We start from the raw sequence: 11,957 nt of genomic DNA, 5'->3' as shown, positions 1-11,957 counted from the left end.
TCCCACCGTATGCGACGCGCGACGCCCCCGGCACCATCGTGCCGGGGGCGTCGCGCGGGTGTCGCTCAGAAGTTGCTGTAGTACTCGAAGCTCGAGTCGACGACGCCGGTGGCGATGAGGATCCAGTAGATGATCCCGATGACGATGCCGGCGATGCCGAGGCCGATGCCGACCTGCGCCAGCGTCTTCTTCTGGCCGGTCTTGTCATACTCCTTCATGCCGAAGAAGCCGAGGACGACCGCGGCGATCGAGAAGATGAACCAGGTGCAGCAGCACAGGCCGAGGACACCGGTGACGACCGAGATGATCGACAGGATCTGGCCGTTGTTGCTACCGCCCTGCTGCGGGAGGCCACCGCCGGGCGGCGGGGCCTGCGGCGGCATGCCGGAGCCGTACTGCTGGCCCTGGCCGTAGGCCGGCGGCTGCTGGGAGCCGTAGGCGGGCGGCTGGCCGGGCGTCGAGCCCTGGCCGGTCGGGTCGTAGGGCTGGTTGCCTCCGCTGCCGGGCGGAGGAGGAGGCGTGCTCATTGAGGCTCCCCTGAAGTCGTGGGTGTGGTCACCCCAACCCTAGTCGGCATCGGTCCCGCACGGCGGGAGCGACGGCCCCGGGCGCGGCGAAGGGGGGTGGGCAGCTCGCGCTGCCCACCCCCCTTCGACCTGTCGTGCGTCTGACGAGATCAGTCGCGCGGCTTCTCGCGCATCTCGTAGGTGGTGATGAGGTCACCCTCCTGCACGTCGTTGAAGCTGCCGAGGTTGATACCGCACTCGAAGCCCTCGCGGACCTCGGTGACGTCGTCCTTGAAGCGACGCAGACCGGTGAGCTCGAGGCCCTCGGTGAGCACCACGCCGTTGCGGGTGATGCGCGCCTTGGAGCCACGCTTGATCTCGCCGCTGCGGACGATCGAGCCGGCGATGTTGCCGAACTTGCTCGAGCGGAAGACCTCGCGGATCTCCGCCGAGCCGAGCTCGACCTCCTCGTACTCCGGCTTGAGCATGCCCTTGAGCGCCTGCTCGATCTCCTCGATGGCCTGGTAGATCACGCCGTAGTAGCGGATCTCGACGCCCTCACGCTCGGCAACCTCGGCGTTCTGGCCCTCGGCGCGGACGTTGAAGCCGATGATGATCGCGTCCGAGGCCATGGCGAGGTTGATGTTGTTGAGCGTGATCGCGCCGACGCCGCGGTCGATGATCCGCAGGTCGACGTCGTCGCCGACGTCGATCTGCAACAGGGCGTCCTCCAGGGCCTCGACCGAACCCGACACGTCACCCTTGAGGATGAGGTTGAGGGTGTCGATCTTGCCCGCCGCGATGACCTGGTCGAGGTCCTCGAGGCTGATCCGCTTGCGCGCCTTGGCCAGGCTGGCCTGGCGGTCGGCGGCCTCACGCTTCTCGGCGATCTGGCGCGCGGTCCGGTCGTCGGGGGCGACGACAAAGGTGTCGCCGGCCCGCGGGACCGAGGAGAGACCGAGCACCTGGACCGGACGGGACGGGCCCGCCTCGTCGACGTTGTTGCCGTGCTCGTCGAGCATGGCGCGCACACGACCGAAGGCCGAGCCGGTGACGATCGCGTCACCGACGTGCAGCGTGCCGGACTGGACGAGGACGGTCGCGGTCGCACCGCGGCCCTTGTCGAGGTTGGCCTCGATCGCGACACCACGGGCGTCCCGGTCGGGGTTGGCCCGCAGGTCGAGCGCCGCGTCCGCGGTGAGCAGGACGGCCTCGAGCAGGGTGTCGATGTTCTGACCCTGCTTGGCGGAGACGTCGACGAACATCGTGTCGCCGCCGTACTCCTCGGCCACGAGGTTGTACTCGGTGAGCTGACCACGGATCTTCGCCGGGTCGGCGCCCTCGACGTCGATCTTGTTGACCGCGACGACGATCGGGACGTCCGCAGCCTGGGCGTGGTTGAGCGCCTCGATGGTCTGCGGCATGACGCCGTCGTCGGCCGCGACCACGAGGATCGCGATGTCGGTGACCTTGGCACCACGGGCACGCATGGCCGTGAAGGCCTCGTGACCGGGGGTGTCGATGAAGGTCAGCGGGCGGTCCGCACCCTCGTGCTCGGTGTGGATCTGGTAGGCGCCGATGTGCTGGGTGATGCCACCGGCCTCGCCCGAGCCCACGTCGGCGTTGCGGATCGCGTCGAGCAGACGCGTCTTGCCGTGGTCGACGTGACCCATGACGGTGACGACCGGCGGACGGGCCGCCAGGTCCTCCTCGTCCTCGGCGTCGACCCCGATCTCGAGGTTGATGTCGAAGGAGTCGAAGAGCTCGCGCTCCTCCTCCTCGGGCGAGACGATCTGGATGTCGTAGCCGAGCTCGGCACCGAGGAGCTGGAAGGTCTCCTCGTCGAGCGACTGCGTGGCCGTGGCCATCTCACCGAGGTTGAAGAGCACGGTGACGAGCGACGCGGGGTTGGCGTTGATCTTGTCCGCGAAGTCGGTCATCGAGGCGCCCTGGCGCACGCGCACCACGGTGGAGCCGTCGCCACGGGGGACGATGACACCGCCGATCGACGGCGCCTGCATCTGCTCGAACTCGGCCCGCTTCGCGCGCTTGCTCTTGCGCTGCTTGCGCTTGCCGCCACCGCGACCGAAGGCACCCTGGGTGCCGCCACGGCCGCCGGGGCCACCGCGGTAGCCACCGCCACCGGGGCCACCGCCCGGACGGGCACCGGGCCCGCCACCGGGGCGACCACGACCGGCGCCCGGGCCACCACGGCCACCGGGACGCTCACCCGGCCGCGGGACGGCCGAGCTGGACGGCATCATGCCGGGCGAGGGACGGGGACCGCCGCCGGGGCGCGGACCCGCAGGACGCGGACCGCCCTGGCCGGCCGCAGCCGCCGGACGCTGACCGGCGCCACCGGGGCGCTGGCCGCCGGGACGCTGGCCCGGACGGGGCATGCCCTGGCTGGACGCGAAGGGGTTGTTGCCGGGGCGAGCGCCGCCGGAGCCACCCCCTTCGCCACGACGGGTGCCCATGCCCTGGCTGGAGGCGAAGGGGTTGTTGCCCGGACGCGGGCCACCGCCACGGGCGGCGGGCTTGGCCGGAGCCGGCTTGGGGCCGGGCGTCGCGGGCTTGGGGCCGGGCGTCGCCGCGGGCTTCGCCGGCGCGGCCGGGGTCTCCGCAGCGGGAGCGGCGGGAGCCTCGGGGGCCGGGGTCGGCTTGGCGGGTGCCGGGGCCTCGGGGGCCTGGGGCGCGGCGGCCGGCTTGGGGCCGGGCGTCGGCGCCGTGGGGCCGGGGGTCGGCGCGGCGGCGGGTGCCTCGGCGGCAGGCTCCTGCGCAGCGGGCTGCGCGGGGGCCGGCTTCGGGCCGGGCTTGGCACCGGGCTTGGGAGCCGCGGCGGCCTTCTTCGCCTTGGGGTCGGCGGCGGGCGGGTTGTCCTTCACCCGGCGCACGACCGGCGCCTCGATCGTCGAGCTCGCCGACTTCACGAACTCTCCCATGTCGCCCAGGTGGGCGAGCAGGGCCTTGCTGGAAACCCCGAGCTCCTTGGCGAGCTCGTGGACACGGACCTTGGCCACGTTTCTCCTTCTCTGGTCCGTACCTGAGAAAAGGCGCGGACCGTCGTCAGTTGAGGTGAATGCTCATTGCTGAGTACTCATCGGGTGCTCATCAGCGTCAAACCCGCTCTCGGTTGCTGTACGTACGGATGACAACGACTGCGCCATCTGATCGATCCAGGCACGAAGGGCGTCGGTCACCTCGACCTGGCGTCGGAACGCCCGGGCGAGGGCCCGCCGCCGGACGGCGAGGTCCAGACAGGCGATGTCGGGGTGGAGCCATGCCCCACGACCCGGCATGCGCCGACGCGGGTCGGGCACGGCCGTGGCGATGCCTCGGCCGTCCGTCTCCACGACGATGCGCAGCAGAGTCGACCGGCTATCCCGTCCGCGACACCCGATGCACGTCCTGACAGGACCTGCGACGGGCGGGTCGGACTGGAGTCCAGACCGGTCGATCCCCATCAGTCTAGCCCCTGCACCGCTCGGCCCCGTCACCCCTCCGGCTGACCGGGGACGGCGACGCCCCCGCTCGAGTCCGGCGCGGTGTCCGGTCGGATGTCGATCCGCCAGCCGGTGAGCTTGGCGGCCAGGCGCGCGTTCTGCCCCTCCTTGCCGATGGCGAGGGAGAGCTGGTAGTCGGGCACGACGACGCGCGCGGAGCGCAGCTTGGGGTCGACGACGGTGACCGACTCGACCTTCGACGGCGAGAGGGCGGCGGCGATGAAGCGCTGCGGGTCCTCGGACCAGTCGACGATGTCGATCTTCTCGCCCTGCAGGTGGGTCATCACCGCGCGGACGCGGGCGCCCATCGCGCCGATGCACGCGCCCTTGGCGTTCAGGCCCGGCACCTTGGAGTGCACCGCGATCTTCGTGCGGTGACCGGCCTCACGGGCGAGCGCCGCGATCTCGACGGAGCCGTCGGCGATCTCGGGCACCTCCATCGCGAAGATCTTGCGCACGAGGTGGGGGTGCGTGCGCGAGAGGGTGATCTCGGGCCCGCGCATGCCGCGCTTGACCGAGACGACGTAGACACGGATTCGGTCACCGTGGTTGTAGACCTCGCCGGGCACCTGCTCGGAGGAGGGCAGGACGCCCTCGACCGTGCCGAAGTCGACGAGGACGTTGCGCGGGTTGGAGCTCTGCTGGATGACGCCGGCGACGATGTCGCCCTCGCGGCCGCGGAAGTCACCGAGGATCGCCTCGTCCTCGAGGTCACGCATGCGCTGCGTGATGACCTGGCGGGCGGTCGCCGCGGCGACCCGGCCGAAGTTCTCGGGGGTGTCGTCGAACTCCGGGCCCAGCTCGCGACGGGTGCGCGTGCGCATGAGCGGCTGGCCCTCCTCGTCGACGGGAGGCTCCTCCCCTTCGCCCGCCTCGACCGGGACCTGCTCCTCGACGAAGTGCTCCTCACGAGCCCACACGACGACGTGGCCGTCCTTGCGCCCGAGCTCGGCCCGCGCGTTCTTGTACGCGCCCTCGGTGCGGTGGTAGGCGCCGAGCAGCGCCGCCTCGATCGCGTCGACGAGGATGTCGAAGGGGATCTCGCGCTCTCGCTCGAGCGCCTTGAGGGCGTGGATGTCGATGTCCATGTCAGTCCTCCGTCTCGCCGGCGGCCGGCGTGCTGTCAGGTCGCGTGAACTCCACCTGGGCCACGGCCCGGGTGATGTCGGCGAAGGGGATGTGCTGGGTGTGCGGGGCAGCCTTCTTCGTGCCCTTGACGTGCAGGTCGACCCCGTCGGCGGTCGTCGCGAGGACCCGCCCGGTGACCTGGGCGTCGGCGAGGGACACCTCGACGAGGCGGCCGACGAGACGGCGGAAGTGGACCGGCTCGGTGAGCGCACGCTCGGTGCCGGGGGTGCTCACCTCGAGCGTGTACGGCTGGCTGCCCATGACGTCGCTCGCGTCGAGGGCGTCGCTGACCAGGCGGGTCGCGTCGGCGATCTCGTCGAGCGTGAGCGGCTCGACGGGGGTGTCGCCGACGGCGTCGGCGACCGGCCGCTCGACGGTGATCCGCGCGACGCGGCGCTTGCCGGCAGGGGTGACGCTCACTCCGGCCACGGTGAAGTCGTCACCCAACGCGCCGGACACCTGCTCGAGGATGTCCTGGTCCGAACCCATGGGAAGCCTTCCGTGTGGAGTTGACGTGCTGGCGGCACACTCTAGTCATGATCGGCGCGACGCGTGGCGTGCGAAGATCGACACCGTGCCTGCCCGACCCAGCCGACGCCTCCTGCTCACCGGTGCCCTCACCCTCTCGGTGACGGCCGTGACCGGCTGCGGGGTGCGCCTCGAGGACGACGCGCCGGACCTCCCCTTCGTCCCGCGGCGTGAGCCGATCCCCGGCGAGGGCGCCCTGCTCGCGGTGCTCGGGGCGCTCGACGAGGGCACCGAGCTCCACGCGGCCCAGCGGGCCGACCTGCTGCGCGACGCGCTCACCGAGGCCGCCGTCCCGGCCGAGGTCATCGAGCACGCGACCGCACCGGGCTCTGACGCCGAGACCGCGGCGGCCTTCGAGGCATCGGTGCGCGAGTGCGGTCCCGGCCTGCTGCAGCTCGTCGGGCAGCTCACCGCGACGGAGCGGATCACGACCCCCCTCGGGCGGAAGTCGCGGCTGTGGACCGCTCCCGGCACCGGGACGTGGCGGCGTGGTGAGGTCGCCGCGACCGCGCTGCAGGCCACCCGGGCGACGATGTACGCCCTCGACGTGATCGCCGGCCAGGCGAAGGAGCCGGGCCAGGGAGTCGTCGCCAAGGCGGCGCTCGCCGCGGCGGAGGAGTTGCGGGACCTCAGCGCCCGTCAGGCGACGGCCGCCGGCGACGACGTCGAGCCCACCCCGCTGGGCTACGAGCGACCCGACGACCTGTCGGGGACGGCCGGACGCGACTGGGTCGTCGGGAGCTTCGTGCGGCTGCAGGCCGCCTATGCCGACTGCTTCGCCCGGCTCGACGACGACCGCGACGCGGCCCTCGAGGTGACCGGCTGGATGGTCACGGCCGAGCGGATCTCGCGGGCGCAGTTCCGCCAGGACGTCCCCGAGCTCTACGGGGACGGCAAGCACCAGTCGTGAGGGTCGAGGACGCCGCGGCCCTCGTGCCCGCGGACTTCGCGGCGCGGATCGCGGGCTTCGCTGCCGAAGGGGGTCCCGCCGGCGGTGACTGGGTCGCCGCCCTCCCCCACCTCGTCGCCGAGGTCGTCGACGCCTGGGAGCTGACCGTCGACGGCGACCCGATGACCGGCCACTGCTCGCTCGTGCTGCCCGTGCGCGGGCCCGAGGGTGCGGCGGTGCTCAAGCTGGGCTGGCCGCACACCGACGCCGACGGGGAGCACCTCGCCCTGCGGGCCTGGGACGGACGCGGTGCCGTGCGGCTGCTGCGCGCCGACCCTCGTCGATCGGTGCTGCTGCTCGAGCGGCTGACGACCGAGGACCTCGACGGGCTCTGGGACGAGGAGGCCGTCGGGATCGCCGCCGGGCTCTACGCCGACCTGCACACCGCTCCCCTGCCCCAGCTGCCGGTGCTCGTGCCGTGGGCGACCGAGATCCTCGGCCGGTCGGCGGCGGCCGGCGTGCCGCGACGCTACGTCGAGCAGGGGCGGTCCTCCCTTCGCTCGCTGGAGGAGCTCGGCGGCGAGCGGCTGCTCCACGGCGACCTGCACTACGGCAACGTCCTGTCCGACGGCACCGACTGGGTGGCGATCGACCCCAAGCCGATCGTCGGCCACCCCGCGTGGGAGGTCGGGCCGCTGCTCACCAACCGGTGGGCGGAGATGGGGACCGGCGCGTCGCTGCGCTGGTCGGTGCGGCGCCGGGTCGAGGTCGTGTGTGATGTCACGGGGCTCGACGAGGACCTCGTGCGGGCGGTCAGTGCGCTGCGGGCCGTGGTGGGTGCGATCTGGGGCGTCGAGGACGGTGACGCCGAGGCGGTCTCGCGAGCGGTGACGCTCGTCAAGGCGCTGGGCGACTGAGGGGTCCCGCCGGGGTCACTCGGCAGCGTTGGCGTCACCTGTCGGCGTCGACGCCACCTGGTTGCCCGGAGAAGGGGGACCACGTGGCACCAACGCCGTCAGGCTGCCAGGGCCAGCCCACGCTGGATCTTGGCGCGCACGACCGTGAGGTCGTCCAGATCTGACCACGTCAGTCGGACGACGACATATCCCAGCGCCCGGAGACGGTCCTCCCTCATCTTCTCGTCCCACAGGTCCTGCGCCTTCTCGTACTTCTTGCGACCGTCGACCTCGATGACGAGCTTCATGTCCTCGTAGAGGAAGTCGACCCGCGCCACGAACTCACCGGCGTCGTCGAAGATCTCCACCTGGGGCGTCGGCATCCGCAAGCCCAGCGTCCGCAGTGCCCATCGCGTGCGGGACTCCGCACCTGACTCCGCGCGGCCGTCCACGAGGGCGAGCATCTTGGCGGGCTCACGCGACCACCGCCACGGTCGAAGGGCCACCATCGCCGCGTCGAGGTCGGCGCGGGTCATCACCTCTCGGTGCAGAGCGTGGTCGGCGCTCACGAGGCCAGCCTCCCCTCCGAAGTGGCTGGCGACCTGGACGCAGGCCACGGCCGGGGTGACGGTCAGCAGACCCCGATGGACCGATGTGAGGGACTCATCGAGAGGCCGGTGGCTCGCCAGACCTGTGTCCGTGCGCCCACGCCCCGACCCGATGCGGGCGACGTGCACCCGGTCGTCGACCCCGTGGACGTCGACACCGCGCACAGCGAGGGCGCTGTGGTGGGTGAGGGCCAGCGGCGGCTCGTCGCCGAGGGTGCGGACCACGGCTCGGGCGCGCAGGTCATGGCGATCCCACGGCTTGGTCTCCCGCCATCGCTCGCCCTCGACGAGCGCATTGCGGCGGACCCGCACCAGGTCGCCCGCACCGATGGCCCGCTCGACATCGCGGCGACTCGCCCCGCGCCGGTGCAGATCGGCGCTGCTGGCGGTGCCACGACCCGCGTCGAGCGCGGCCCGGATGATCGGATGCATGCCCACATCGTGACCGGGATCGTGGTGGGGGCCGCGGAGTTCTCCACAGCCCGGTGGCCCCGACAGGCCCGGGCCCGAGCCTGTCGGCGTTGGTGTCACCTGGTTGTCCCTCTCCGGGCAACCAGGTGACATCAACGCTGCCCGGTGACATCAACGCTGCCCGGTGACCGAGCGGGTCGACAACATGCTGGTGCACGAGCGGCCCGAGGTGCACGTCGTCGGTGAGACCCTCTGGGCGACGGCGGGGCAGGCGGTCTCCCGCGGCTCGGGAGCCGAGCGCCCGCGATCGGTGTGCTCGGTGCTGTGGACGGGAACATCCGGCGGGCACCGCGTGGGGCTGCCGCGCGAGGCGTCGGTTGCCAACGCCGACGACCCCGTCGTGCATGCCTCGGTCCGCGATCTCGTCGTCCCGCCCGAGGGTGACCGCAGGTGGGTGCCGGTCGTGAGCGCAGTGCACGACGCGGCCGACTTCATCGGGTCGCTCGAGGTGCCCGACGGCAGCGGCCACCGCTACGGGGCGGACCAGGCCGAGCGGCTCGCGACGTGCTAGTCGACGACGTCGTAGGTCGTCACCGAGCCGGGCAGCACCGGCTCGTCCCAGTCGATGTCGCGGTGCGAGGTCGAGCGCAGCCACGCGAGAGCAGCCCGGATCGTGTGCTCGTGGCTGACGACGACGAGGTGGTCGGGCTGCTCGATGAGCGCGGGGGCGAACCACTCGCCCACCCGCTCGAAGACCTCCTGCATCGACTCGCCCCCGCCCCACTGCACCTCGCTGATGTGCTCGCCCTCGGGGACGGGCACGGAGCGAAGGGCGTCGGTCCGCTCTCCCTCGAGGTCGCCGAGCGCCTGCTCGCGCAACCCGGGCTCGTTGCGCACCGACGCGCTCCACCCCATGGGGCGCAGCGTGACGGAGATGATCTCGGCGGTCTGCAGCGTGCGCATGAGGTCGCTCGTCCACAGCTGCAGCGAGCGCTCGTCACGGGGGCGGCCGAGCCGGGCCCCGAGGACCATGCCGGCTCGGGCCGCCTCGGCCCGGCCGGTGTCGGTGAGCAGGGCCTGGTTGGAGCCCCGGTGCGCACCCTGGACCAGGCCGTCGCGGTTCCACGTCGACTGCCCGTGTCGGACCAGGTGCACGTGCGTCGGGCTCACGGGACCCACGCTAGTGGTGATCCGTAGAGTGTCCGATCGTGAGCGGCCTCTTGATCACCGGAACCTCGTCCGACGCGGGCAAGTCGCTCGTCGTGACGGGTCTGTGCCGGGCACTGGCCCGCCGTGGGCTGGCCGTCGCGCCCTACAAGGCGCAGAACATGTCCAACCACTCGATGGTCTGCCGCGACGGCGCCGAGATCGGTCGCGCGCAGTACCTCCAGGCGCAGGCTGCGGGGGTCGAGGCGACGTCGGCGATGAACCCCGTGCTGCTCAAGCCCGGCAGCGACCGCCGCGCGCACGTCGTCGTGCGCGGTCGGCCCGCCGGTGAGCTGCAGGCCGGCGAGTACGCGACCGGGCGGGCTCATCTGGCACAGGCGGCCTTCGCCGCCTACGAGGAGCTCACGGCCGAGCACGACCTCGTCGTCTGCGAGGGCGCCGGCTCCCCCGCCGAGATCAACCTGCGGGCCGGTGACTACGTCAACCTCGGTCTGGCACAGCGCTTTTCGCTACCCACAGTCCTCGTGGGCGACATCGACCGCGGCGGCGTGCTCGCCGCGCTCTACGGCACGTGGGCGCTCGTGTCCGACGAGGACCGACCGCTGCTCGCGGCCTATGTCATCAACAAGTTCCGCGGTGACGCCTCGGTCCTCGAGCCGGGCCTGGCCGAGATCACCCGGCGCACCGGCATGCCCTCGCTCGGGGTGCTGCCGTGGCTGCAGGACGTGTGGCTCGACTCCGAGGACTCCCTGTCGATGGGCGCCTGGGGCGACGCCGAGGACGGCGTGCCCACCGACCGTCGCCTGTCGGTCGCGGTGGTCCGCCTGCCCCGCACCTCCAACGGGACCGACGTCGACGCCCTCGCGGCCGAGCCCGGCGTCGACGTGCGGGTCACGGTCGATGCCGACGCGGTGCGCGAGGCCGACCTCGTGGTCCTGCCCGGCTCCCGCGCCACGACCTCCGACCTCGCCTGGCTGCGCCGCACCGGTCTGGCCGACGTCGTCCTCGAGCGGGCCGGCCGCGGAGCGCCCGTGCTCGGGATCTGCGGCGGCTACCAGATGCTCCTCGACGAGATCGTCGACGACGGTGTCGAGAGCACACCAGACGAAGGGGGCGAGACCGCCTCTGCTGCAACGGTCCCGGGCCTCGGCCTGCTGCCCGGTCGCGTTGTCTTCCACGAGGACAAGGTCCTCGCCCGCCCGAGCGGGAGCTGGCGCGGGCACCACGTCGAGGGCTACGAGATCCACCACGGTGTCGTCGAGCCGACCGGCGGCGAGGACTTCCCCGGCGGCCACGCGATCGGCCCGGTCCGCGGGTCCATCTGGCACGGCACCCTGGAGTGCGACGACTACCGGCGGGCCCTGCTCGACGACGTGGCCGCGACGACCGGGGCGCGCTGGTCCGCGGAGCCTGGGGCGGCCCCCTTCGCCGCTCGTCGCGAGGGGATGATCGACATCCTCGCCGATGCCCTCGAGACGCACGTCGACGTCGACGCCCTGCTGTCCCTCGTCAAGGAGACCCGTTGAGCACTCGAGCCATCCACGTCATCGGCATCGGGGCCGGCTCGCCCGAGCACGTGACCGCCGAGGCGGCCGCGGCGCTCGCCGAGGTCGACGTCTTCCTCGTCGCGGACAAGGGCGGGGCCAAGGACGAGCTGGTCGCGGTGCGCCGGGCGATCTGCGACCGCTTCATCCCCGCCGACCACGCCTACGAGTTCGTCACCGTGCCCGACCCGAAGCGCGGGCCGGACGCCGACCGCGACTCCGCGGAGTACGCGCAGGGGGTGCGCGACTGGCACGCCGCCCGCACCGACGCCTACGTGCAGATCATCGACGAGCTGCCCGCCGACGCGGTCGTGGGCTTCCTCGTGTGGGGCGACCCGGCCTTCTACGACAGCACGATCCGCATCGTCGACGCGATCGGTGAGCGGATCGCGACGCGGGTGCGGGTGATCCCGGGGATCTCGGCCTTCCAGACCCTCGCGGCCGCGCACGGCGTCGTGCTGCACCGCGTCGGCGAACCGGTGCACATCACGACCGGCCGCCGGCTCGTCGAGGAGTGGCAGGCCGCTGGGGCCGCCGACCTGACCCTCGGCACCGTCGTCGTCATGCTCGACGGGCACCTGCACTGCCGCGAGCTGGCCGACACCCACCCGGACACGGTGATCCACTGGGGTGCCTACGTCGGCATGCCGCAGCAGGAGCTGCGCTCCGGCCGCCTGGCCGATGTCATCGACGAGATCGTCGAGCTGCGGGCGCGCCTGCGCGAGACCCACGGCTGGGTCATGGACGTCTACGCGCTGACGCCCTAACCCTGCAAAA

At 72.3% G+C, this 11,957-nt stretch carries 12 protein-coding genes; 5 read left to right on the top strand and 7 right to left on the bottom strand.

The features are described from left to right. Nucleotides 1-65: 65 nt before the first annotated feature. From ACQBJO_RS06050 to rimP, 5 genes are all read right to left on the bottom strand, one after another. Complete coding sequence (locus tag ACQBJO_RS06050; protein WP_421006799.1) at nucleotides 66-527, bottom strand: DUF4190 domain-containing protein; 462 nt, start codon at nucleotides 525-527, stop codon at nucleotides 66-68. A gap of 149 nt (nucleotides 528-676) precedes the next feature. After that, entirely contained in the window at nucleotides 677-3,526 is a 2,850-nt protein-coding gene (infB, locus tag ACQBJO_RS06045; protein WP_421006800.1) for a translation initiation factor IF-2, read from the bottom strand. Between the two features lie 63 nt (nucleotides 3,527-3,589). Next, on the bottom strand, nucleotides 3,590-3,970 hold the full coding sequence (locus ACQBJO_RS06040) for a YlxR family protein (RefSeq protein WP_255185852.1): 381 nt from the start codon (nucleotides 3,968-3,970) through the stop codon (nucleotides 3,590-3,592). 29 nt (nucleotides 3,971-3,999) lie between these two features. Next, nucleotides 4,000-5,097, bottom strand: a complete 1,098-nt coding sequence (gene nusA, locus ACQBJO_RS06035; RefSeq protein ID WP_255185851.1) for a transcription termination factor NusA — start codon at nucleotides 5,095-5,097, stop codon at nucleotides 4,000-4,002. Nucleotide 5,098: 1 nt separating this feature from the next. Beyond that, a complete protein-coding gene (gene rimP, locus ACQBJO_RS06030) occupies nucleotides 5,099-5,626 on the bottom strand; it encodes a ribosome maturation factor RimP (protein WP_421006801.1) in 528 nt (175 codons plus the stop codon). 85 nt (nucleotides 5,627-5,711) lie between these two features. On the opposite strand from rimP, the gene ACQBJO_RS06025 reads away from it, so the two are divergent. Together ACQBJO_RS06025 and ACQBJO_RS06020 are read left to right on the top strand one after the other, a co-directional pair. Beyond that, entirely contained in the window at nucleotides 5,712-6,575 is an 864-nt protein-coding gene (locus tag ACQBJO_RS06025; RefSeq protein WP_421006802.1) for a hypothetical protein, read from the top strand. Next, complete coding sequence (locus ACQBJO_RS06020) at nucleotides 6,572-7,471, top strand: aminoglycoside phosphotransferase family protein (protein WP_421006803.1); 900 nt, start codon at nucleotides 6,572-6,574, stop codon at nucleotides 7,469-7,471. The genes ACQBJO_RS06025 and ACQBJO_RS06020 overlap by 4 nt, the downstream gene beginning before the upstream one ends. 98 nt (nucleotides 7,472-7,569) lie before the next feature. On the opposite strand, the gene ACQBJO_RS06015 is transcribed toward ACQBJO_RS06020, so the two are convergent. Then, entirely contained in the window at nucleotides 7,570-8,490 is a 921-nt protein-coding gene (locus ACQBJO_RS06015; protein ID WP_421006804.1) for a DUF559 domain-containing protein, read from the bottom strand. Between the two features lie 163 nt (nucleotides 8,491-8,653). On the opposite strand from ACQBJO_RS06015, the gene ACQBJO_RS06010 reads away from it, so the two are divergent. Continuing rightward, nucleotides 8,654-9,040: a hypothetical protein gene (locus ACQBJO_RS06010; protein ID WP_421006805.1), complete on the top strand. Its 387-nt coding sequence runs from the start codon at nucleotides 8,654-8,656 to the stop codon at nucleotides 9,038-9,040. Here the strand turns inward: ACQBJO_RS06010 and ACQBJO_RS06005 are convergent. After that, complete coding sequence (locus ACQBJO_RS06005; RefSeq protein WP_421006806.1) at nucleotides 9,037-9,639, bottom strand: histidine phosphatase family protein; 603 nt, start codon at nucleotides 9,637-9,639, stop codon at nucleotides 9,037-9,039. The genes ACQBJO_RS06010 and ACQBJO_RS06005 overlap by 4 nt on opposite strands. A 38-nt stretch (nucleotides 9,640-9,677) precedes the next feature. Here ACQBJO_RS06005 and ACQBJO_RS06000 point away from each other — a divergent pair, with 38 nt between their 5' ends. Both ACQBJO_RS06000 and cobF read left to right on the top strand, forming a co-directional pair. Beyond that, nucleotides 9,678-11,162: a cobyric acid synthase gene (locus tag ACQBJO_RS06000; protein ID WP_421006807.1), complete on the top strand. Its 1,485-nt coding sequence runs from the start codon at nucleotides 9,678-9,680 to the stop codon at nucleotides 11,160-11,162. Then, nucleotides 11,159-11,947 (top strand): precorrin-6A synthase (deacetylating), encoded by a 789-nt coding sequence (gene cobF / locus ACQBJO_RS05995; RefSeq protein WP_255185841.1) that lies wholly within the window; start codon nucleotides 11,159-11,161, stop codon nucleotides 11,945-11,947. Before ACQBJO_RS06000 ends, cobF begins: the two co-directional genes overlap by 4 nt. Nucleotides 11,948-11,957: the final 10 nt, after the last annotated feature.

The sequence above is a fragment of the Janibacter zhangyanbonis genome, assembly GCF_050507325.1.
In the GTDB taxonomy this organism is placed as follows: domain Bacteria; phylum Actinomycetota; class Actinomycetes; order Actinomycetales; family Dermatophilaceae; genus Janibacter.
Note: the sequence above shows the minus strand (reverse complement) of the source record. Positions and strands in the feature narration are given on the sequence as shown.

What these genes read in the sequence shown, in the direction of transcription:
- ACQBJO_RS06050 (WP_421006799.1), bottom strand. Translation starts at nt 527, where the DNA reads ATGAGCACGCCTCCTCCTCCGCCCGGCAGCGGAGGCAACCAGCCCTAC.
- ACQBJO_RS06040 (WP_255185852.1), bottom strand. Translation starts at nt 3,970, where the DNA reads ATGGGGATCGACCGGTCTGGACTCCAGTCCGACCCGCCCGTCGCAGGT.
- nusA (WP_255185851.1), bottom strand. Translation starts at nt 5,097, where the DNA reads ATGGACATCGACATCCACGCCCTCAAGGCGCTCGAGCGAGAGCGCGAG.
- rimP (WP_421006801.1), bottom strand. Translation starts at nt 5,626, where the DNA reads ATGGGTTCGGACCAGGACATCCTCGAGCAGGTGTCCGGCGCGTTGGGT.
- ACQBJO_RS06015 (WP_421006804.1), bottom strand. Translation starts at nt 8,490, where the DNA reads ATGCATCCGATCATCCGGGCCGCGCTCGACGCGGGTCGTGGCACCGCC.